Here is a 21,871-nt window from a genome sequence, read left to right on the forward strand (position 1 = left end):
AAGGGTCTCATTTTTTCACTTGCAATAGTACTCTAGCAGTTTCTGGATAATCAGTAATAATTGCTGATATATTCATATCAAAATATTTACGCATGACCGTCTCATCATTTATCGTATACGGACGAACATCAACTCCACATTCCATTGTTAATTCAGCAATCGCATCAGGAAGGTAACGATAATTCGGATGAATAGCAGTAGCACCCATTTTTTGCGCATACGCCCACGGACTATGTAAACCTTCCCGATATAAAATAGCCGTTTGAATATCCGGGGCCATCATATGACACATCTTCATACTGTAATGATTAAAAGAAGAGAAAATGATTCGATCTTCTAAGGCAAACTTTCGTACAAGTGTTATAACCTCTTCTTCTAAACCATGATATGGAATTTTATTATTTTTTAATTCAATGTTAAGCAACAATGAATTAGATTGTAGCCATTCTAGCACTTCCTCCAGTAAAGGAATTTTGCAGAACCCTACTTTTTCAGAAAACTTGTAACTGGCATCTAACTTCCGTAAATCTTCATATAAATAATTTCGAACAGCACCCTTACCGTTCGTTGTACGATTGACCGTTTCATCATGAATAACAACGATTTTTTTGTCTTTTGTAAACTGTACATCCAATTCAATACCATCTGCTCGAAATGATTCCGCAGCTTCAAACGAAATCATTGTATTTTCTGGATACGTCCCCGTTGCACCTCTGTGAGCAAATACAAGAGTCATCCTCTCTCCCCCAATCTTATGCTATACTATACGAAAAAGGAGGTACTTCTATGAGACCATTACAAATTTCTCCAGACACTGCAATTCGCCTATCAAAAGCTCTAGGTGTTCCACTTGAACAAATTATGCATATGCCACAGCATATTTTAATTCAAAAGTTAGTTGAATTAGAAAAACAAAATAAAGATGAAGAATAATATAGTCCTGTTTTGCAGGGCTTTTTATTATAATACACTGTATTTTTCTCATTCGATTATATCATGTGAGAATTATTCAACAAATACCGTTGTAACTCACCCTACTTTTAATCATATAGACTAAAATACGAGAACTCACTGTTTATAACGTTTTTTAACTCCTCAAACACAAAAGATATACACTCTTCAACTTATCAAACTCTAATTCAAATGCAATCAAAAAACACCGCCTTTCATTAGTTTGATTTACAAGCCAATAAAAGACGGTGTTTGCTATATTACATTATCAATAAGTACAAAAAATCCTTTGCTATGTCTATCCTTAGCTAGCCTTATGTTCAAGCCTTAACTTATCTGCTACCATCGCGATAAATTCTGAATTCGTAGGTTTTGCTTTTGACATCGATACAGTATAACCAAATAAGGACGAGATTGAATCAATATTCCCACGACTCCACGCCACTTCAATTGCATGGCGGATTGCGCGTTCTACACGACTTGCTGTCGTATTATATTTTTTTGCAATATCCGGGTATAAAACTTTCGTAATAGAGCCAAGAAGCTCGATATCGTTATATACCATAGAGATCGCCTCTCGCAAATACATGTATCCTTTAATATGAGCTGGTACACCAATTTCATGAATAATGCTGGTAATACTCGCATCTAGATTCTTCGGTTTTCCATCTACTGTTGTTGCAGATCGGAAAGATGGTAGTGGACGTTTAATTGTAGTATTCGTTTTACCGCTTACTTGACGAATATGGCTCGTTAAATTTTCCATATCAAATGGCTTTAAGATAAAATAAGAAGCACCTAAATCAACTGCTTTTTTCGTTACATCCTCTTGTCCAAATGCTGTTAACATAATAACATTCGGCTGCCTTAGTCGTTCAATATGCCGCATTTTCTCTAATACCGCTAAACCATCTAAATGCGGCATAATAATATCCAAAACGAGTACATCTGGTTGTTTCTCTTTCAGTAAATTTAAACACTCTTGACCATTATAAGCGATCCCAATTACTTCCATATCATCTTGGGCAGCAACATAACTTTCTAACATTGATACTAGTTCCTTATTATCATCCACAAGACACACTTTAATTTTCTCCACAGCTTTTCCTCCCTTACCGAATCGATTCTCCCGACATGTGTAAGCTTCTAGGCTACATGAATTGTTCGACAATTGTGTGAAATTTCCCTTTTAAAGTTTCTTAATTTCCGATAAAATCACAAAAAAATATGTTTATCGTTCATTTATTTTCTTTCTTTACACATTCCATCATAGGTTTACAACGAAACGTTCACTCTTTTGTTTTATTTTACAACAAAAAGCAGCTCTTGCGGAGCTTTTACAAAATTTCAATGAATTTCTCAAAAAAAAAAAAAAAAGCAAACTGATGTTAGTCAGCTTGCTTTTTTCTCTTGCTCATAAATATTAATTCCTGCTTCATGTAACATCCATTCAATATGAACACCATACCCCGAAGTCGGATCATTCACAAATACATGTGTAACAGCACCAATCATTTTTCCATTTTGAACAATTGGGCTACCACTCATCCCTTGAACAATACCACCTGTTTTGGCCAACAAACGTTTATCTGTAACTTTTACAACCATTCCTTTTGTCGCTGGGAACTTTTGTGGTACCGTGCTTACGATTTCGATATCAAATGCCTCTACTTTGTCTTGATCGATAACTGTTAATATTTTTGCCGGTCCTTCTTTCACTTGATGAGATAAAGCAATTGGCATCGCCTCATCCATTATGCCATTTTTTATGCCTGTATTTAATTTACCAAAAATACCAAACGGACTATTTGTTGTAATATTACCAATTACTTCACGATCCGGTGAAAACCTTGCTAATTTTTCTCCTGGATTTCCATGACTACCGCGTTCGATAGAAGTAACTGTCGAACGAACAATCTGTCCGTCTTCTACTTGAATTGGTTTTTTCGTATCATTATCAGAAATAACATGCCCAAGTGCTCCATATTTCATGGAATCCGGATGAACAAACGTCATTGTTCCAATACCAGCAGCTGAATCACGAATATATAAACCAATTCGGTAAGACGACTCACCATTACCTTTTTCTGGTGTTAGTTTTGTACGAATATACTTACCATCTCGTAATAAAACAAGATTAATCGGTTCACCTGTTTGTCCACTGTCATGGATAAAAGGTGCCACATCACTCATTTTTTCAATTGTTTTTCCATTAATTTCAGTAATCATATCCCCAACTTGTACACCAGCCACTTCTCCAGGTGATACTTTACCTCTCTCTGTTTGAATTAAATGATGCCCAACAACAAGTACACCTTTTGTATTCAATTTTACTCCAATTGATTGGCCGCCTGGAATCACTTTAAAATCTTTCAATACTTTAACATTTACTTTTTTCACTGGAAAACCAGCAAGTTGAAAAACCATATCCGCTTCACCAGTTTGATGCGAATTTACCACAAGTCCGGATTTCTGTTCTTTATTTGAACTCACTGTAAAAACACTATGATTTGTCGATGAAGCCTGGAAAACTGGAAATGATGTTATTTCTGATTGTTGTCCCTCAAAAATAACAAGTTGCTTTGGGGATGAAATAAACGTACGAAGCGGTTTAAAACATCCGATAAAAACTAATGAAACAAGGAGACAAAGACCTATTATTTTTCGAAATTGCTCTAATTTCAATTTGTTCACTCTCCTCGCTCCTACCCACATTCAGCCTAACGACTTCATCTTTTAATTTCTCCTTGCAACGCTCTGTTTATAACCGGAAGAATTAAGAAATCATCATTTGAGCAAAAAAGCTATCCATTATTGGATAGCCTCTGCTGTCTGTTTAAAACGATGTGCTTGCATAAGTAACTCTTTAGCATGTTCCGTCGTTAAATCGGTAATTTCCACGCCAGAAATCATTCGAGCGATCTCCGTTACCTTATCCTCTGTACTTAATACAGCAACTGATGTAATCGTCCGATCATTTGCAACTTGTTTACGGATAAATAAATGTGAATCCGCCATCGATGCTACTTGAGGTAAGTGCGTAATACAAAGTACTTGTGAGTTTACAGATACACGATAAATTTTTTCCGCGATCGCTTGTGCTACCCGGCCACTCACTCCCGTATCTACTTCATCAAAAATGACAGATGCAACACCTTGGTGCTTAGAAAAAATACTTTTCAAAGCTAAAATAATACGGGATAATTCTCCACCAGAAGCTACTTTTGAAAGTTGTTTTAATGGTTCACCTGGATTTGTTGAAATATAAAATTCCACATGATCATATCCATCCATCGTACATTTCACTGGTATCCCGTCTACAAGCGGATCATCAATACTTCCTTCCCTTTTCGCAATCCTCACTTCAAATTTCGTTTTTTCCATATAGAGTTCTTTTAATTCTTGGTGGATTGCGTTCGTAAGGTGATCTGCCAGCTGATGACGCATATCACTCAACATCGTTGCTTCCTTTAAAACTACATTTTCTACTTCTTTTAATTTCTTTTTCGTCGTTTCAATATGTATATCTTTATTTTCAATTGTAAAAATTTCTTGTTCTATTTTATCAGCATACGCCAAAATCTCTTCTACAGTATTTCCATACTTTCTCTTTAACATACGAATTTCATTTAAACGTGTTTCAATTTCATCTAAGCGATTCGGATCATATTCCATCATATCTAACTTTTCCCGAAGCTGATAGGCAACCTCTTCTAACAAGTAATAACTATTAGCAATCGAATCATGATTCTCTTGATATGCCTCATCTAGGTGTGTAATACTTTCCATTTGTCCCATTGCATTTCGTACATGATCGAGCCCACCGCCATCTTCACTTAATGAACGGTATGCATCACCAAGCGCTTTATAAATTTTTTCGAAATTGGAGATTTTTAATCTCTCTTCCGTCAATTCATGTTCTTCATCAACCTTCAAATCTGCTTTACGAATTTCTTCATGCTGGAATTGAATTAAATCTAATCGATGTGCCATCTGTTGTTCATTCTCTGTTAGAGATTTGAGATGCCTCTTCAACTGCTCATACTCAGCGTATACACCTTGATATATTTCTAATTGGTTCACGATACGATCCCCATCAAAATGATCGAGCATAAACAAATGACGTTCCTCATTCATCAAATCTTGTGTTTCATGTTGTCCATGAATATCGACAAGTGTTTTCCCAATCTCTTTTAATATACTCAATGTAACAAGCTTACCATTTACACGACATACACTTTTCCCGTTCGCAGCAATATCCCGTTTTAAAATGATCATTCCATCTTCAATTTCAATATCTAGCTCTTCAGCTTTCGCAATACATGGATGCTTGTCATCCTCTATATAAAATAAACCTTCGATTTCAGCTTTCTCTGTTCCGTACCTAACAAACTCTGCTGAACCACGGCCACCAACAAGTAAGCTAATTGCATCAATAATAATTGATTTACCGGCACCTGTTTCACCACTCAAAACTGTTAAACCTTTTTGAAAAGAAATATTTAATGACTCAATAATAGCAAAGTTTCTAATCGATAATTCCGATAACAATGCTCCATTCACCTCGTTATAAACTAATCCTCTACTAAGGGCTTCCGCTGAGCACTTTTCGCTCAAGTAGTTATTACATGTATCATTTACTCTTCTAGCCCGCTCCATTGTACCAAACATTTGTTTTACGGGTCAATCCATCGATTCCCTAACTTCATTCTAACAAACACTATATTCCACTTTACATTTATCTATTTTTCCCATAACAAAAAAATATCTTGTTTACTTTTTGCTTAAAGCAAAAAATAAACAAGATTCTTTCTTTACAGCATATTTAAGAAACGATCTGATACAAAACCTGTATCTTCAGGCGTACGACAAATGATTAAGCAAGTATCGTCACCACAAATGGTTCCGATAATCTCATCCCATTCTAAATGATCAATAAGTGCTCCGAGCGCGTGCGCGTTACCAGGTAATGTTTTTAACACAAGCATATGTCCTGCTGTGTCTAACTTTACAAACGAATCGACGAGATTACGTTTTAATTTTTGCAACGGATTGAATCGTTGATCTGCTGGCAAGCTATATTTATAGCGACCATCATGTAATGGCACTTTCACTAAGTGCAACTCTTTAATGTCACGTGACACAGTTGCTTGCGTTACATTAAAGCCTTCATTACGTAAAATATCAACTAGTTCATCTTGCGTTTCGATTTCTTTATTCGCGATAATTTCTCTAATTTTAATATGGCGCTGACCTTTATTCATACATTTGCACCTCACACTATCTCTTACCATAGTTTAAACATTGGTATACTTCACTTATTTATGTTAACTTATAATCGTTTACTTGTACATAATTGTTTTTACAATCATTATACAATTCCAACAAAAAGAGGAACAACAATCGTTATTCCTCTTTCCCTTTTTGTTTTAAGACCTCATGAGCTGCTGTTACAACTTGCTCTACAGAAACTAGGGAATGATTTTCACCACTCTCACGCTCACCATGCCACGTTAAATGAATTAAAAACTCAATATTCCCGTCTCCACCCGTAATTGGAGAGAATGTTAAATTTTCAACATCATATCCTTCTTTTATTGCGAAATCAATGATCATTTCTACGACAGCTTCATGAACTTTACGATCGCGAACAATACCTTTCTTCCCAACCTGCTCTCTTCCGGCTTCAAATTGTGGTTTAATTAAAGCCGCAACATCACCATTTGGAGTCAATATTGTTTTTAAGACTGGCAAAATTAATTTTAATGATATAAATGAAACATCAATGCTAGCAAATTGCGGTAATCCACGCTCTAAATCGGTCGGTGTTACATAACGAAAATTCGTTCGTTCCATGACAACAACTCGCTCATCTTGACGAAGCTTCCAAGCGAGTTGATTGTACCCTACATCTAAAGCGTAAGATAACTTCGCACCGTTTTGCAGCGCACAATCTGTAAAGCCACCAGTTGATGAACCAATATCTAACATAATTTTATCTTGTAAATCAAGGTGAAAAGTCTCTAATGCCTTCTCTAACTTATAACCGCCACGGCTCACATATGGCATGACTTGTCCTTTTACCGTAATCGGTGTATCTTGTGGTATTTTTTCCCCTGGCTTATCGAGTCTCATTTCATTTGCATATACTAGTCCTGCCATAACAGCGCGTTTTGCCTTTTCGCGTGTTTCTATAAGCCCTCGTTCTACTAATAGTACATCTACTCTTTCTTTTTTTACACTCATTTGTTACGCCCTTTTTTGTTTTGATGGAATCATTGTATGAATACGGTCCACAACAGCATCTGTCGTTAAACCAATTTCTTCTAACAGCTTTGTAACACTACCGTGTTCAATGAAATAATCTGGAATACCCATTCGTTCAATTAAAGCACTATGATATCCATGCTCAGTAGCAAATTCTGCTACACCTGTACCAAATCCACCGATTAAACAAGCCTCTTCAATTGTTAAAATCGGCATATTTTTTCCTAAGAGTTCATGTAAATACGTTTCATCCATTGGCTTAATAAAACGAGCATTCACAACTTTCACTGAAACTCCAGCTTTTTCAAGACGCTCCGCTGCTTCCATTGCCATTGGAATCGTTGTACCAAATGTTAAAATTGCTGCTTGCGTACCTTCTTTTAATGTTTCCCATGTACCAATTGGAATCGCTTTGAATTCTTCATCCATTTGAACTCCAAGTCCATTTCCACGAGGATAACGCAGAGCAATTGGACCATCTTCATATTGCATCGCTGTATATACTAAATGCTGACCTTCATTTTCATCTTTCGGCATCATGAGTACCAAGTTCGGTAAATGACGTAAAAATGCGATATCAAATACACCTTGATGCGTTTCACCATCTGCCCCAACTAGTCCTGCACGGTCAATTCCAATAAAGACATTTAAATTTTGACGACATATATCATGAACAACTTGGTCATATGCACGCTGTAAGAAAGTTGAATATATTGCTAAGAACGGCTTCATTCCTTGCGTTGCCATCCCAGCGGCCATCGTTGTTGCATGTTGCTCAGCAATTCCAACATCAATCATACGATTTGGAAACTCTTTATGAAACTTTTCAAGCTTAGAACCAACTGGCATCGCTGGTGTAATCGCAACGATACGCTCATCCGTTCTTGCAAGCTTATGAACCGTATCACTTACAACAGAACTCCATGCTGGTGCAACTTCCTTCGGTTTCACAAAATCTCCCGATTCAATTTTATATGGCCCTGTTCCATGCCAAGTCCCAATGACATCACTCTCGGCAGGTTTATAACCTTTTCCTTTTTTCGTAATGACATGAACAAGCACTGGCCCTTTTGTTTTCTTTGCATATTGAAGCGTTTCAAACAAGTTTTCATAACTATGCCCGTCAACAGGACCTAAATATGTAAACCCTAACTCTTCAAAAAAGACACCTGATACAAGTAAATATTTTAAGCTATCTTTTACTTTTTCTGCCGTTGCTGCAACCTTCCCGCCAACTGCTGGAATCTTCTTAAGTAAATACTCGAGTTCATCTTTCACCCACTGGTATTTCCCAGCGGTACGTAAGCGACCAAGTACATTATGAAGTGCACCAACATTCGGCGCAATCGACATTTCATTATCATTAAGAATAACAATCATATCTGTTTTTTCATGTCCGATATGGTTTAACGCTTCTAAAGCCATTCCGCCCGTTAAAGCGCCATCCCCTATGATTGGTATAACACATTCTTTCGTTTTCTTTAAATCGCGCGCCAGAGCCATTCCCATCGCAGCAGATAATGAAGTTGAACTATGGCCTGTTTCCCATACATCATGCTCACTCTCGCAACGTTTTGGGAAACCACATAGACCTTTATATTGTCTTAATGTACCAAACTCTTTTGCACGCCCTGTTAAAATTTTATGCACATAGGATTGATGTCCTACATCCCATAAAAATTTATCGTTTGGACTATCAAATAATTTATGCAGAGCAATTGTGAGTTCTACTACACCTAAGTTAGGAGCAATATGTCCACCTGTTTGAGAAAGCTCTTCAATTAAAAACTTCCGAATATCCTCACTCAGTGCCTCTAGTTCGCTGATAGACATATCTTTCAAAAAACTAGGGTTTTGAATTTGCGTTAGATCCACATGGATCACTCACTTTCGTTTCATAATCTGTCAACATGTCAAATATTATAAAAAATATTTGTACAACACAAGAAATTCTTTACTGGTTTTCCTATTACACTCTATTCTACCCTACTTTAGCAAACAATTTTCCATCCTTCTCTACCTTCTAAGAAAGTGAATTATCCCTTTCTATTAAGAAGTGATTCGATTCAAAGGATTATTGATTGCAGCTTCTCTATACGATGAAAAAAGAGCCGCTAACACAAAGTGATAACGGCAACGTAATCTAAATATATTTTTGCCAATAACAAAAAAAGAAAAACCTTTTTCTACATTTATACCACAAAATGAAGAATGACTCAACAAATGAAAACGCTTCTATATTAGTTATTACGCTTTGCTATTAAATCACAAATGGATAATAAATATTCATCTTGTAATCGTAAAGATGCTATCGTATCTTTCGCTTTAGCAATTGTTTCTTCTAAGATACATTTTGCTTCATCTATCGTAAACAACGTAGTATATGTACTTTTTTCATTGGAAACATCACTACCTATTGGTTTTCCAATCTCTTCTTCTGTTCCTTCTACATCTAAAATATCATCGCGAATTTGAAAAGCCAGACCGATATATTTTGCAAATGCAAGTAGTTTTTCTTCTTGCTCTCTAGTTGCTCCTGCAAGTATAGCTCCCGCAAGTACAGCATACTCTAATAAACGCCCTGTTTTATGCCTATGAATATATTCTAATTCTCTAAGCAACAGTTGCTTTCCTTCCGCCTCCATATCCGCTACCTGTCCGGCAACCATTCCTTCTGGTCCAGCTGCTTTGGCAAGTTCAAGCGCAAGCCTTAGTTTTGTTTCTGCAGAAACATCTTGATGATCATACGCTGACACTACTTGGAAAGCATATGTTAATAAGCCATCTCCTGCTAAAACAGCCATCGCTTCACCAAACACTTTATGATTTGTTGGTTTTCCTCGTCTTAAATCATCGTCATCCATACATGGTAAATCATCATGAATTAACGAATACGTATGAATCATTTCAAGAGCACAAGCTGCTCCTATGCCCAGTTCTCTTTCTTTTCCAAAAGCTTGCAACGTTGCAAATAAAAGTAACGGACGAAGACGTTTTCCACCCGCTTCCAATGAGTATGTCATCGCTTCACGAAGTACATTTGGACATTGTAATTGATTTGCATAGCGTACAAGCTGCCCCTCGACGAAAGTTTTACTTTCTTTCACAAAAGCATCAAAAGCTACATATGCCACTATGCTTCATCTCCTACAGCCGTAAATGGGCTAAGTTCTCCATCTTCTCCCAGGATAACCGCCATTTGTTCTTGTACATCTTTCAACTTCTCATCACATAGCTTAGACAACTCCATACCTTCTTTAAAATATGAGATTGCCTCTTCTAAAGGAACATCACCTTGTTCGAGCTTAGAAACGAGATGTTCAAGCTGAGAAATTGCTTCTTCAAAGCTTAATTTATTTTCCATTGTTTAATTCACGCTCCTCTACGCCCGATACGTTACAATCTAAAACACCATCTTGTAATTGTACTGAAACAACGTCACCAAGACCGACATCTTTCACACTTTTTAACACTTGCTTTTTCTCGCTATACACAAGTCCATAACCTCTCATCATTACTTTCAGCGGACTTAATGCTTCTAGTTTTTGAGCCGCCCCCATAAATGCAAATTCTTTCGTTTGCAGTAATGTTTGCATTTCGCGTTGTAATTGCTTCTGCAATGTTTGTATTCTTGTCTTTGTTTGTAAAATCTTTTGAGAGGGATGATGCTTCTCCAAATAAAATGAAAGTTGTTTTAACTGATTTATCTTTTTCTCTATATAACGTTCTTTGGCTAAAATAAGCTGCTCAAGAGTGCGATCTAACTGTTCTTCTTTTTGTTCATACACTTGCTTTGGATAACGAAACGCATACGATTTTTGAAGTATTTGCAACTGTTCTTGCTTTTTATGTAACGTTTCTCGCATTGCTCTTTGCAGACGAAGGGTTCGTTGTAACACTTTCTCTTGTAATTCAAGTATATTAGGTACTGCAAGTTCTGCTGCTGCTGTTGGAGTTGGTGCACGTAAATCTGCTACAAAATCTGCAATTGTAAAGTCTGTTTCATGTCCAACTGCTGAGATGATTGGAATTTCACTTGTAAAAATCGCCCGTGCAACCATTTCTTCATTAAAGGCCCATAGCTCTTCAATAGAGCCGCCTCCACGCCCGACAATTAATACATCTATCTCCCGCATATCGTTCGCTGTTTGAATCGCTTGTACAATTGAAGGAGCCGCAAACTCCCCTTGTACAAGTACAGGAAATACAATCACATTGCCAATTGGATAACGACGTTTAATCGTTGTTATAATATCACGAATCGCTGCTCCCGTTGGTGATGTGATGACACCAATTGTTTTTGCATATGCAGGAATTGGCTGTTTATATACTTGTGAAAACAACCCTTCTTCCTCTAGTCTTACCTTTAATTGTTCATAAGCTAAATGAAGATTACCAACTCCATCAGGCTGCATGTCATTAACATAAATTTGATATGAACCACTTGCTTCATAGACAGAGATTTTCCCTTTTACAAGTACCTTCATTCCATCTTCTGGTCTAAACTTTATATTACGATTATGCCCCGCAAACATAACCGCTGCTATCCTTGCATTTTCATCCTTTAATGTGAAATACATATGGCCACGGCTATGATATTTAAAGTTTGAAATTTCTCCTTTTAACCAAACAGACTGTAAATGCGGGTCATACTCTATTTTTGTTTTTATATAGCGTGTTAATGCTGTAACGGTTAAATATTGCTTTTCCATCTCTCTCTCCTCATAGCCGATTCAAATTATTTACAAACAACCCCTGCACGTTTTGCAGATTCAACTGTATTATGAAGAAGCATTGTAATTGTCATTGGACCGACTCCTTTTGGTACTGGTGTAATATAGCCTGCGATATCCAGTACATTATCAAAGTCAACATCACCGCATAGTTTTCCTGTCTCTAGACGATTAACACCAACATCAATTACAACTGCGCCTTCTTTTATATAGTCAGCAGTTACCATTTTTGGTCTTCCAACAGCTACAATTAAAATATCCGCTAACTTTGATAATTCTTTTATATTTTTCGTTTTGGAGTGACAATATGTTACAGTCGCATTTTCATTTAAAAATAACTGTCCCACTGGTTTTCCAACAATATTACTTCTTCCAATTACAACAACATGTTTTCCTGTAATATCAAGATTTGTTTCTTTTACTAATTCAACAATACCATGCGGTGTACATGGAAGAAATGTATCTTGGCCTGTCATCATACGACCAACGCAGATTGGATGGAATCCATCTACATCCTTTTCAGGTGAGATTCTTTCAATGATAGCTTTTTCTTCAATATGTTTCGGTAAAGGTAGTTGCACTAATATTCCATTAATACGGTCATCTTCATTTAAGCGATCGATTTCAGCTAACAAACGCTCTTCTGTAATTGTATCTGGAAACTCAATTAGCTCTGAATAAATTCCAACTTGTTCACAGCCCTTTTCTTTTCCTTTTACATAGGAACGAGACGCTGGATCTTCTCCAACTAAAATAACAGCTAATCCTGGTACAATCCCTTGTTCTTTCAACTTCACAACTTCTTCTTTTAATTGTGCTCGTTTTTTCTCCGCAACTTCATTGCCTTTGATGATTACTGCTACCATTTTAAGATTCCCCCTTAAAGAAATTACAGTGTGTCTTTTATATTAGATAAAACGCCGTTTATAAAACGACGAGATTCCTCATCCCCAAATGTTTTGGCAATCTCAATTGCCTCGTTAATTGTTACATTATGCGGAATTTCTTCCATGTACTTCATTTCATACACAGCTAGACGTAAAATACTGCGATCCACAATACTAATACGTTCTAATTTCCACTTCTTTAAATTTTGACGAATTGCTTCATCAATCGCTTCTTTATGTTCTACAAAACCAACAACAAGTGATTCTAAAAACTCGTTTGTTTCTTCGCCTTCTTCTAGCGTATTTTCCACCGCTACTTTCGGCTCTAATTCACCAGTAATATCCATTTGATATAATGCTTGCATGGCTCTTTCTCTAGCCGTCCTACGTTTCATTGTAACTCTCCTTTATACTTCAAGTCTTTCCTTATGTTTTGTTATATTATTATAATTTATAAGCCGTCAATTTACTTACCCTTACAGTTTTCATTGATTTTTCAACTTTATAATACAATGATAATACCACAATTTATCGTTTCATACACGAGTTATAAGGCTGAAAAATAATAAAAAGATTAACTTCAAGTTCCATATCATATCACAATGTACGTTTTTTTAAAAAACGCATCATTTCTTACTTATTTTTTCTATTTTTGAAATAGTATAATAATTAGAGGGTTTTGTGTGTGAAGAAATGAAACAAGAAAAAAAGGTGCCTTTTTGACGAGGCACCTTTTCATTTTTACACTGGCTCGATTTCTGTTTTTTGCGTTTCGAATGTTACACCAACAATGTGAACATTCACTTCTTTTGGCTCAAGACCCGTCATTGTAAAGAGCGCTTGACGAATATTATCTTGAATTTTTTGTGCAACAACTGGAATTGCTACACCAAAATACATAACAACATAAACGTCAACAATAATATCTTCGTTTACTAATTCAACCTTTACGCCTTTACCATGATTTTTCTTTCCTAACTTTTCAACAACATCTGTAGCAAAGTTACCGCGCATTGCGGCTACTCCATCTACTTCAGCAGCTGCAATACCTGCAATTACCTCAATTACTTCTGGTGCAATTTCTACTTTTCCAAGGGTTGTATCTTGACCCATATCTAACATATGTTCAGCCATGAAAAAAACCTCCTTTAAATGTATCACTGCGTCACAAGTTCATGCTCTTCCAAAAATTTCGTATTAAATTCCCCTTTTATAAAATCAGGATGATCTAGCAATTGTAAATGGAATGGGATTGTCGTATGTACGCCTTCAATGACAAATTCACTAAGCGCTCGTTTCATTTTTGCAATTGCTTCTTCACGTGTTTTTCCGTGAACAATTAATTTCGCAATCATCGAATCATAAAAAGGTGGAATTGAATAACCAGGATAAACAGCTGAATCGACGCGAATACCAAATCCTCCTGGTGGTAAGTACATTTCTACTTTCCCTGGAGATGGCATAAAGTTTTTGGCAGGATTTTCCGCATTAATTCGACATTCAATTGCCCATCCACTAAATTGTACTTCTTCTTGCTGTAGCGATAGCTTTTCTCCTGAAGCAACACGAATTTGTTCTTTAATTAAGTCCATCCCTGTTACCATCTCTGTAACCGGATGTTCTACTTGAATTCGTGTGTTCATTTCCATAAAATAAAAGCTTTTCGTTTTATATTCATAAATAAACTCAACCGTACCAGCACCTGTATAATCAACCGCTACCGCTGCTTTTACCGCTGCTTCACCCATTTTCTCGCGAATATTCGCATCAAGAGCAGGAGAAGGGCTTTCTTCTAATAATTTTTGCAAACGGCGCTGAATTGTACAATCACGCTCTCCTAAATGAATCGCATTGCCATGTGCATCTGCCATTATTTGAATCTCAACATGGCGGAAATCTTCAACGTACTTTTCTAAGTATACACCAGGGTTCCCAAAAGCGGTACTAGCTTCTTGCTGTGTAATTTGAATCCCCTTTACAAGCTCCTCTTCATGACGCGCAACGCGAATACCTTTTCCACCGCCACCTGCAGTTGCTTTAATAATAACGGGATATCCAATTTGCTTTGCAAGCTCGATCGCTTCTTCTATGTTTTTTATAATTCCTTGTGAACCCGGTACAATTGGAACTCCTGCTTCTTTCATTGTATCACGAGCAACGTCTTTTGTACCCATTTTTGAAATTGCTTCGGGGCTAGGTCCGATAAAAATCAAATTACATTCACGGCATAGTTCTGCAAAATCAGCATTTTCAGCTAAAAATCCATAACCAGGGTGAATTGCATCACAACCTGTTAATTTTGCAACGCTTATAATATTCGTCAAATTTAAATAGCTTTCTTTTGATACCGTTGGCCCAACACAATACGCTTCATCTGCAATTTTCACATGAAGTGATTCTTTGTCCGCCTCTGAATAAATAGCAACTGTTTCAATATTCATCTCTTTACAAGCACGAATAATTCGTACAGCAATTTCCCCACGATTAGCTATCAATACTTTTTTTATCATCACAAAGACTCCCTTATTACGCTTTTACAAGAAATAGCGGTTGTCCATATTCAACAAGTTGTCCATTGTTGACAAGAATTTCAACAATTTCTCCATTTACCTCTGCTTCAATTTCATTAAAAAGTTTCATCGCTTCAACAATGCAAACGACTGTCCCTTCTGAAACACGATCTCCAACACTTACATACGGAGGTGTATCAGGAGAAGAAGAAGCATAGAATGTACCTACCATCGGTGATACGATTTTATGTAAATTCTCATCTTGAACGGCTTTCTTCTCTTCCTGCTTCGGTGCTTCTACTTGCGCCGCCGCTACCGCAGTTTCAATTTCTACAGCCTGTGTTTGTAGCGCTTGCTTCATAACTGGAGCAGTTTGCACAGAAACCACTTCATTACCGCGCTTTTTCATTTTAATTGTCGTGCCATCTTTTTTGTATTCAAATTCATCAATGTTAGAGCTATCAATTAATTTAATTAGTTCACGAACTTCTTGAATTTTAAACATGTAAAATCCACTCCCATACACTTGTTTGTCTCGTTTTTACAGCTACCAACATATATAAAACTGTTTCGGTTGTAAAAATACGATGATTCTACTAGAAAGCTTATTCCTATGACACTTACTAGATAAAAATATTTGTTATTCTCATTTTACGATAAATATTTTCAACATTCCAACTTTATATTTCTTTACAATAAATCGAAACTCCTGTAAGAATATTATTTCACGAAATGATTTATTACCTAGTAATAATACCAAGTTTCACTCAAAATTGGCAAGACCACTTCAGAAAAAACATGTTTTTTCTTTATTAAAACTACGAAATACAAAGCATATTTCTACTAATACATTTTGATTCTCCAACATATAAATCGCTACTACGAGGAACAAAGAAGGACCTGATCGCTTCTATGCACAGAAGAATTTTCTCCCTCAAAAAAGGTTTCTTTTTCATTTTTATGTACCCCTGCATTTGTTGATTTATCAATACATATTTTTACCAAATATTATTTTTTTATTTACAAGCCGTTCATCCTTCCTTCATATACGAATAGTATATTCAAAGTAAAATATCTTGTAGTGAGGTGCAGAAATATGATATGGCTCATCTTGTTCGTTCCAGCTGTATTGATATGGCTCATCGTCGTCTTCACTCATGTAAAATATGGAAATAGTAATCATCATTACCACGAACCTTTAATTTTTTACTCGCAGCGCATTTCTCCTTTTCCTATAGAAAAGATTGAAACAACACAAAAAGGTGACATAGAAAAAAGCTATCGAAAGCGATAGCTTTTTCTATTATTCTTGCTATTGATATATCATACATTTTATTTAACTGGGTCAAACTTGACACCTACATCTTTTAATCCCGCCTCAGCTCGAACAAGTTGGATAATCTTATTCGCTTCTTTCTGAGAATGCTTTGCAGCTTTTACTGTTACTTTAATATCATTTCCATCTGCTCTTACTAGCGCATCATTATAACCGCCTTGTGATTTAATAACTGTTTCAAGCAAACCTTCTTTTGTCTGCATCTTATCGATTGCGTTTAATTCATCTTTTGCTTTACTTATTTCTTCAGCGGAAGATTTTTCTGATTTCATAACATCTTGCAATTTTTCTTTTTGTGCACTACGCTGATCCTCTAATTGCATACGTAAGGCTGTAAAATTCTCATCACTTGATTGTACTGATACATTGCTTTCTTTTTTATTTGTTTCTTTTTTACTTGTCTCTTTTTTACCATCCTCTTTTTTATCTGTTTCTTTATTGGATGTTTCTTTTGTTGCTTCTTTCGTCACTTCTTTTTCAACACCTTGCTTTTCTTGTCCAACCTTTTCACCCGCTGTTGGTGTTGCAGTGTTCATCTTCTCAGGCGTTGTTACATAATAAACAGATAACACAACAACTAAACTTAGCATTGTTAATAACCAAACTGTTTGTTTTTTTAACACTTTATTTCCTCCCTAACTCTTTTTTGGTAGTACCGCAACGCGGTGTGATGGCACATCAAGCATACGTGTCACCGCTTCCTTCACCATCGCTTTAATTTGTATATTATCCACTCCTTTTGCTACAACAAGAACGCCTCGCACTTTCGGTTTCTCTGTTCGTAGTACAATTGGAGTTTCTTTATCACCTTCGCGTATAATCACTGTTTTTTCATCAGTAGATTCATCTTCAACTTGCCTTTTACCTCCAGTTTTATCTGTTTCACCTGTTGTTTGTGATCGTTTTACAATATTTTTTTCTAGTATTTTTTCTTCAGATGAATCCAAATTCACTTCAATAGACACATCTTTAACCCCTGTTATATCTTCTAATGCCGTTTTCAATTCTTGTTCATACGCTTTTTCATATTTTTCTACAGCTGACATATTATCGCTCTTTTTTTGCCCAAAGGTCGGTACATCTTTTTCGGTCTCTTGACTTGTCTTTTCTTTAAACACAGGTACTTCTTCTTTTTTAGGTTGAAAAAAATTACTAGAAAACATAAGCAACATTCCAAGTATAAGTAGGACAAGTAAAAACTTCGGTGTTACCTTTTTCCCCTTCTCCTTATCGTCTTTTTCGTCCCCTTTTAATAAGTTGCGAAAAAATGAGAATTTCGAATTTTTATCTTTATTGTCCATTTACTCTACCTGTCCTCCCTTCCATTTGAACTTGGATTTGTTTACCCTCTAGTTGCCACCTGCTTGAAAAAAACTCTTTCATTTCTATGTTTGTTTCTTCCGAAGTTTCTCGTGGTTCTTTCGTATTAATTTCAACTGGTTTTACTGTTTCAATTGCATCGCTTTTTTTCGGCTCCATTTCTTTTAATGTCACAATAACAGATTGAATATCCTTTGCTGTTTTTACTTCTTCTTTCGTTTCTGCTGCGATTACTTTTATTTCAGACACTGTCACGCCATACTTTTTCTCAAATTCTTTCCCAACTTCTTTTTTCATTTTGACAGCCATCTCTTCTAAACTATATGCACGTGTGAGGGCTTGTATTTCTTTTTTCTTTGTGTCAATTGAATTTTTTATTGATCCATCTGCTACGTATTTTTCTTGATTAAAATTTGTAATCACTTCATTTACATCTGTTTGCAATAATTTAAATAGCGGCGTTAAGATCAATACAACTAACAATAGACCCACAACAAACTTGACATACTTTTGCAAATTCGAGTTAGGAAGGATAAGATGAAGCATTGTCGCTAAGAGTAAAAATACGATAATATTTCGAATCCACTCTGTAATAAATTGCATATCTGTCACCTCCTATCGCATCATGAGAGTAATGTTCCCCGCAGCAATAATGATGGTAATGCTTAAAAAAAACATAAAAGATACGATAGATAAACAGGCAAATACATAAATAATACTTTTCCCAATAATGTCTAAACATTTAATAATAGCCCCTCCACCAACCGGCTGTAGTACCGCTGCAGCAAATTTATAAATAAATGCAATACAAAAGATTTGAATGGCTGGAAAAGCTGCAATTAAACATAAAATAATAAGCCCAATAATCCCTACCGTATTCTTTAACAATCCAGAAGCACTAATAACCGTATCTGCCGCTTCTGTGAACATCCGCCCTACCACTGGAATAAAGTTCCCTGTTACAAACTTCGCAGTTTTAACAGCAATGCCATCAGCAACTGCTGTTGCTGTCCCTTGCACAGATAATACCCCTAGAAAAATTGTTAGAAAGATACCAATGATCCCCACACTTACATTTTGCAAGAGCTTGGACAATTTCGTAACTTTATATTGATCACTCATTGTACTTACAATGCTTAAAATGGTCGCGAGTAATAAAAGTGGAAGTACAATATAGTTCATAAGTAGCCCACTTGTATTCATTAAAAAAATGATAATCGGATGGAAGAATGATACCGATACAACCCCGCCTCCTGTCGCTATGAGCGCTAAAAGAATAGGAAGTAGCGCCAATATGAAATCTACCATCGTTTGAATCGTTTCTCGCGCATATGTCATTACTACATAAAAACTATTTAAAGCAAAAATAATTAGTACCATGTATACAACTGCATCTGCAATTTTACTCACACTACTCTTTGAAAAAGCGGATTGTAACGACTGTAATAATGCACTAAAAATTGTGAGCATAATAAGCGTTCCAAGCAGCTTTCCATTTGCAATAAGCTCATGAAATAAATATTTTAATAGCCCTGTCATCCATTCTTTTATCGAAAATTCCTTTTCGCCCTTTACAAATTCCATAAAGCTTCCCTTTTGGCTTTCTGGTAAATAGCCTCCATATTTCGTGACAAGCCCGTCCCAATACTGCTTCACATCTTCTATCCCAAGCTTATCCAATTGCTGATCTACGACGTTTTTTTCTATAGGAGAAGCTTGTACAACAATTGGTAAAGAAAAGAAAAGGAAGCAAGCAAACAGCAGCTTTTTTCCAAGCCTTCGCAACATTCACTCCTCCTTATCCGGTAGGTAAGAAACCGAGAATGGTTTCAATGACAACCGTTAAAATCGGAATCGCCATAACAAGAATTAAAATTTTTCCCGCTAGTTCAATTTTTGATGCGATTGCACCTTGACCAGCATCTTTTGTAATTTGTGCTCCAAACTCGGCGATGTAGGCAATTCCAATAATCTTCAGCAGCGTCTCTACATAGACATTGCTCACTTTCGCCTCACTTGCAACTCTCTCAATCATTTTTAAAATGGAATGAATTTGATCAATTAGTAGCAGAAACATTACACTCGCAATGAACACAATAAATAAAGAAGTAATACTAGATTTATGTTGATTTAGCACAGCTGCTAAAAATGTCGCAACGAGGCCCAATCCGACAATTTGCAAGATTTCGATTCGAACCGCCCCCTTTACTGGAAAAGAAAGACACTTTTAATCTTGTCAAACAAAGTATTAATTAAAAATGCAACATGAAATAAAATAACGACAAAACCGACAAGAATCACCCAGTTTGCAATATCCTCCCGCTTTAACTCTTTTAGTACTGTATGAATGAAAGCTAAAACAATGCCGATTCCGGCGATTTGAAATATTAATCCAACATCGATGGACATCGCCCTTCCCCCCCTATAGCAGTAAAATTACGATAAGTAGCCCTGCTAATACACCCAAACTCTTTATCATCTTTTCATATTGAAGTTGTAGCGCTTTCGCTTCACCTTCTTCTCTTTCTAAATGTGTAATACATAAGCGAATATGTTTTTGCTGCGATTCACGGTCATGCTGTCCTAATGTTTCACCAAATTGTTGTAAAATCTCATATTCAGTTTGTTTAAATGCAGTGAGTTTCCAATTTTCTTGCAAACTATCAAGCCAAGCATCTCTAACTGTTTGCTCACCGCTATCTAATCGCTTTGAAAAACTTTGAAATATCCAATTTAAAGGCTTGGGCATTTGTTTAACTAAACGCTCTGCCGCTTCTGATAAAGGCGTATGTCCATACATGATTTCAGCTTCTAGCGATTGCAGTGCTGCCTTTAAAAGCCTAAGTTGACGTGGGCGTTCACTATACCTCTTAGCGTACGATAAACCAAAAAAAGTGGTAACCGCTACAATTAACACCGCACCAAAGATTTTTACCATACACTTTGAACCTTCCCTCGTTTTTGAACCGGTTTTCCATCTTTATCCTTTACTTGAGCAACTGTTCCAGGCCCCTTTGCTTTCGATAGTTCAATAAAGCGATCAAACACACCAAGTTCCATCACACCCTTTAAAGATGGCCTTTTCATTACATCATCAAAAGAAAATCCGTGAGCACTTATAAAAAGCTGAACACCTGCATGGACCGCCTCCATAATTGCTTCACTATCTTCTATACGCCCAATTTCATCCACTATTAATATATCCGGGCTCATGGAACGAATCATCATCATCATTCCTTCTGCTTTCGGGCATGCATCCAATACATCAACACGCGGACCAAATTCATATTGCGGAATCCCTTTTACACATCCGGCAATTTCCGAACGCTCATCAACAATCCCAACTTTACAAGATGGAATTTCATGAGAACGAACCCCTTGGCTCATACAACGTGCAACATCCCTTAGAAGTGTCGTTTTCCCTGTTTGTGGCGGCCCAATTACCATCGTATTTAGCCAACGTGTATCATACAAATAGGGCAGAAGCGGCTCAGCAATTCCAATTTTTTGACGTGCAATCCGAATATTAAATGACGACACATCCCGAATCATTTTCACTGCACTTTTCTCAGTAATTACTTTTCCAGCTAAGCCAATTCTGTGTCCACCGCGCAAGGTAACATATCCGCGCTTCAACTCCTCTTCCATCGTATAAATGGAATATTGACTCAGCTTATTCAACAAGTAGATAGCATCCTCTGCTGTAACAATATAGTCAGAAAAGAACACATCTCCATGTGCAATACACTCAAGTGGCCTTCCGATTCGAACTCGGATTTCTTCTAACTTGCTATATTGTTCACAGCCCTCAATGAACTGTCTCATCGTTTTTGGTAAAACCTCTAATACTTCTTTCATAGAATTCTC

General features: G+C 36.5%; 25 protein-coding genes. 2 read left to right on the forward strand and 23 right to left on the reverse strand.

The window, feature by feature from the left end; all coding sequences use genetic code 11:
• Positions 1 to 7: 7 nt before the first annotated feature.
• Complete coding sequence (locus tag QRY57_RS20640) at positions 8 to 736, reverse strand: glycerophosphodiester phosphodiesterase (protein ID WP_286015993.1); 729 nt, start codon at positions 734 to 736, stop codon at positions 8 to 10.
• A gap of 50 nt (positions 737 to 786) precedes the next feature.
• Here QRY57_RS20640 and QRY57_RS20645 point away from each other — a divergent pair, with 50 nt between their 5' ends.
• Complete coding sequence (locus QRY57_RS20645) at positions 787 to 933, forward strand: YycC family protein (protein WP_286015994.1); 147 nt, start codon at positions 787 to 789, stop codon at positions 931 to 933.
• A gap of 322 nt (positions 934 to 1,255) precedes the next feature.
• On the opposite strand, the gene spo0A is transcribed toward QRY57_RS20645, so the two are convergent.
• The 14 genes from spo0A to accB form a co-directional block, all read right to left on the reverse strand.
• Positions 1,256 to 2,050 (reverse strand): sporulation transcription factor Spo0A, encoded by a 795-nt coding sequence (gene spo0A / locus QRY57_RS20650; RefSeq protein WP_026589997.1) that lies wholly within the window; start codon positions 2,048 to 2,050, stop codon positions 1,256 to 1,258.
• 293 nt (positions 2,051 to 2,343) lie between these two features.
• The gene (gene spoIVB / locus QRY57_RS20655; RefSeq protein ID WP_026589996.1) at positions 2,344 to 3,645 is read right to left on the reverse strand and encodes a SpoIVB peptidase; all 1,302 of its coding nucleotides are present in this window, start codon (positions 3,643 to 3,645) and stop codon (positions 2,344 to 2,346) included.
• 117 nt (positions 3,646 to 3,762) lie between these two features.
• Positions 3,763 to 5,502 (reverse strand): DNA repair protein RecN, encoded by a 1,740-nt coding sequence (gene recN / locus QRY57_RS20660; protein WP_286015995.1) that lies wholly within the window; start codon positions 5,500 to 5,502, stop codon positions 3,763 to 3,765.
• A gap of 263 nt (positions 5,503 to 5,765) precedes the next feature.
• Positions 5,766 to 6,215 (reverse strand): arginine repressor ArgR, encoded by a 450-nt coding sequence (gene argR, locus QRY57_RS20665; RefSeq protein ID WP_017150893.1) that lies wholly within the window; start codon positions 6,213 to 6,215, stop codon positions 5,766 to 5,768.
• A 142-nt stretch (positions 6,216 to 6,357) separates the two neighbouring features.
• Entirely contained in the window at positions 6,358 to 7,197 is an 840-nt protein-coding gene (locus tag QRY57_RS20670) for a TlyA family RNA methyltransferase (RefSeq protein WP_208018206.1), read from the reverse strand.
• Between the two features lie 3 nt (positions 7,198 to 7,200).
• Positions 7,201 to 9,093 (reverse strand): 1-deoxy-D-xylulose-5-phosphate synthase, encoded by a 1,893-nt coding sequence (dxs, locus tag QRY57_RS20675; protein ID WP_026589993.1) that lies wholly within the window; start codon positions 9,091 to 9,093, stop codon positions 7,201 to 7,203.
• Between the two features lie 365 nt (positions 9,094 to 9,458).
• Positions 9,459 to 10,352 carry a polyprenyl synthetase family protein gene (locus QRY57_RS20680; protein ID WP_286015996.1) on the reverse strand — a complete coding sequence of 298 codons (894 nt, stop codon included), beginning with the start codon at positions 10,350 to 10,352 and terminating at the stop codon, positions 9,459 to 9,461.
• On the reverse strand, positions 10,352 to 10,582 hold the full coding sequence (gene xseB, locus QRY57_RS20685; protein ID WP_026589991.1) for an exodeoxyribonuclease VII small subunit: 231 nt from the start codon (positions 10,580 to 10,582) through the stop codon (positions 10,352 to 10,354). Before xseB ends, QRY57_RS20680 begins: the two co-directional genes overlap by 1 nt.
• Entirely contained in the window at positions 10,572 to 11,930 is a 1,359-nt protein-coding gene (xseA, locus tag QRY57_RS20690; RefSeq protein WP_286015997.1) for an exodeoxyribonuclease VII large subunit, read from the reverse strand. The genes xseB and xseA overlap by 11 nt, the downstream gene beginning before the upstream one ends.
• 26 nt (positions 11,931 to 11,956) lie before the next feature.
• Positions 11,957 to 12,817 carry a bifunctional methylenetetrahydrofolate dehydrogenase/methenyltetrahydrofolate cyclohydrolase FolD gene (gene folD, locus QRY57_RS20695; RefSeq protein WP_208018203.1) on the reverse strand — a complete coding sequence of 287 codons (861 nt, stop codon included), beginning with the start codon at positions 12,815 to 12,817 and terminating at the stop codon, positions 11,957 to 11,959.
• A gap of 23 nt (positions 12,818 to 12,840) precedes the next feature.
• Positions 12,841 to 13,233, reverse strand: a complete 393-nt coding sequence (nusB, locus tag QRY57_RS20700) for a N utilization substance protein NusB (protein ID WP_026589988.1) — start codon at positions 13,231 to 13,233, stop codon at positions 12,841 to 12,843.
• A 346-nt stretch (positions 13,234 to 13,579) separates the two neighbouring features.
• Positions 13,580 to 13,972, reverse strand: a complete 393-nt coding sequence (locus QRY57_RS20705; RefSeq protein WP_026589987.1) for an Asp23/Gls24 family envelope stress response protein — start codon at positions 13,970 to 13,972, stop codon at positions 13,580 to 13,582.
• A 23-nt stretch (positions 13,973 to 13,995) separates the two neighbouring features.
• Positions 13,996 to 15,348, reverse strand: coding sequence for an acetyl-CoA carboxylase biotin carboxylase subunit (gene accC / locus QRY57_RS20710; RefSeq protein ID WP_026589986.1), 1,353 nt, complete (start codon positions 15,346 to 15,348; stop codon positions 13,996 to 13,998).
• 16 nt (positions 15,349 to 15,364) lie between these two features.
• A complete protein-coding gene (gene accB / locus QRY57_RS20715; protein WP_026589985.1) occupies positions 15,365 to 15,853 on the reverse strand; it encodes an acetyl-CoA carboxylase biotin carboxyl carrier protein in 489 nt (162 codons plus the stop codon).
• A 591-nt stretch (positions 15,854 to 16,444) separates the two neighbouring features.
• Between accB and QRY57_RS20720 the strand changes: the two genes are divergently transcribed.
• Positions 16,445 to 16,642, forward strand: a complete 198-nt coding sequence (locus tag QRY57_RS20720; protein WP_286015998.1) for a DNA recombination protein RecO — start codon at positions 16,445 to 16,447, stop codon at positions 16,640 to 16,642.
• 38 nt (positions 16,643 to 16,680) lie between these two features.
• Here QRY57_RS20720 and QRY57_RS20725 read toward each other — a convergent pair whose 3' ends face one another.
• Genes QRY57_RS20725 through spoIIIAA form a run of 8 tightly spaced genes read right to left on the reverse strand, consistent with a single transcriptional unit; the run spans position 16,681 to position 21,862 of the window.
• Positions 16,681 to 17,307 (reverse strand): SpoIIIAH-like family protein, encoded by a 627-nt coding sequence (locus tag QRY57_RS20725; protein ID WP_286015999.1) that lies wholly within the window; start codon positions 17,305 to 17,307, stop codon positions 16,681 to 16,683.
• A gap of 12 nt (positions 17,308 to 17,319) precedes the next feature.
• Positions 17,320 to 17,985, reverse strand: a complete 666-nt coding sequence (gene spoIIIAG, locus QRY57_RS20730) for a stage III sporulation protein AG (protein ID WP_286016000.1) — start codon at positions 17,983 to 17,985, stop codon at positions 17,320 to 17,322.
• On the reverse strand, positions 17,975 to 18,607 hold the full coding sequence (gene spoIIIAF, locus QRY57_RS20735) for a stage III sporulation protein AF (protein ID WP_286016001.1): 633 nt from the start codon (positions 18,605 to 18,607) through the stop codon (positions 17,975 to 17,977). The genes spoIIIAG and spoIIIAF overlap by 11 nt, the downstream gene beginning before the upstream one ends.
• Before the next feature lie 12 nt (positions 18,608 to 18,619).
• Positions 18,620 to 19,792, reverse strand: a complete 1,173-nt coding sequence (gene spoIIIAE, locus QRY57_RS20740; protein WP_026589981.1) for a stage III sporulation protein AE — start codon at positions 19,790 to 19,792, stop codon at positions 18,620 to 18,622.
• 10 nt (positions 19,793 to 19,802) lie between these two features.
• Positions 19,803 to 20,186, reverse strand: coding sequence for a stage III sporulation protein AD (gene spoIIIAD, locus QRY57_RS20745; protein WP_081810938.1), 384 nt, complete (start codon positions 20,184 to 20,186; stop codon positions 19,803 to 19,805).
• Positions 20,187 to 20,209: 23 nt separating this feature from the next.
• Positions 20,210 to 20,413 carry a stage III sporulation protein AC gene (gene spoIIIAC, locus QRY57_RS20750; protein WP_000020914.1) on the reverse strand — a complete coding sequence of 68 codons (204 nt, stop codon included), beginning with the start codon at positions 20,411 to 20,413 and terminating at the stop codon, positions 20,210 to 20,212.
• A gap of 13 nt (positions 20,414 to 20,426) precedes the next feature.
• The gene (gene spoIIIAB, locus QRY57_RS20755; protein WP_090687459.1) at positions 20,427 to 20,942 is read right to left on the reverse strand and encodes a stage III sporulation protein SpoIIIAB; all 516 of its coding nucleotides are present in this window, start codon (positions 20,940 to 20,942) and stop codon (positions 20,427 to 20,429) included.
• A complete protein-coding gene (gene spoIIIAA, locus QRY57_RS20760) occupies positions 20,936 to 21,862 on the reverse strand; it encodes a stage III sporulation protein AA (RefSeq protein WP_286016002.1) in 927 nt (308 codons plus the stop codon). Before spoIIIAA ends, spoIIIAB begins: the two co-directional genes overlap by 7 nt.
• Positions 21,863 to 21,871 lie beyond the last annotated feature (9 nt).

This window comes from Bacillus arachidis (assembly GCF_030285945.1).
In the GTDB taxonomy this organism is placed as follows: domain Bacteria; phylum Bacillota; class Bacilli; order Bacillales; family Bacillaceae_G; genus Bacillus_A; species Bacillus_A arachidis.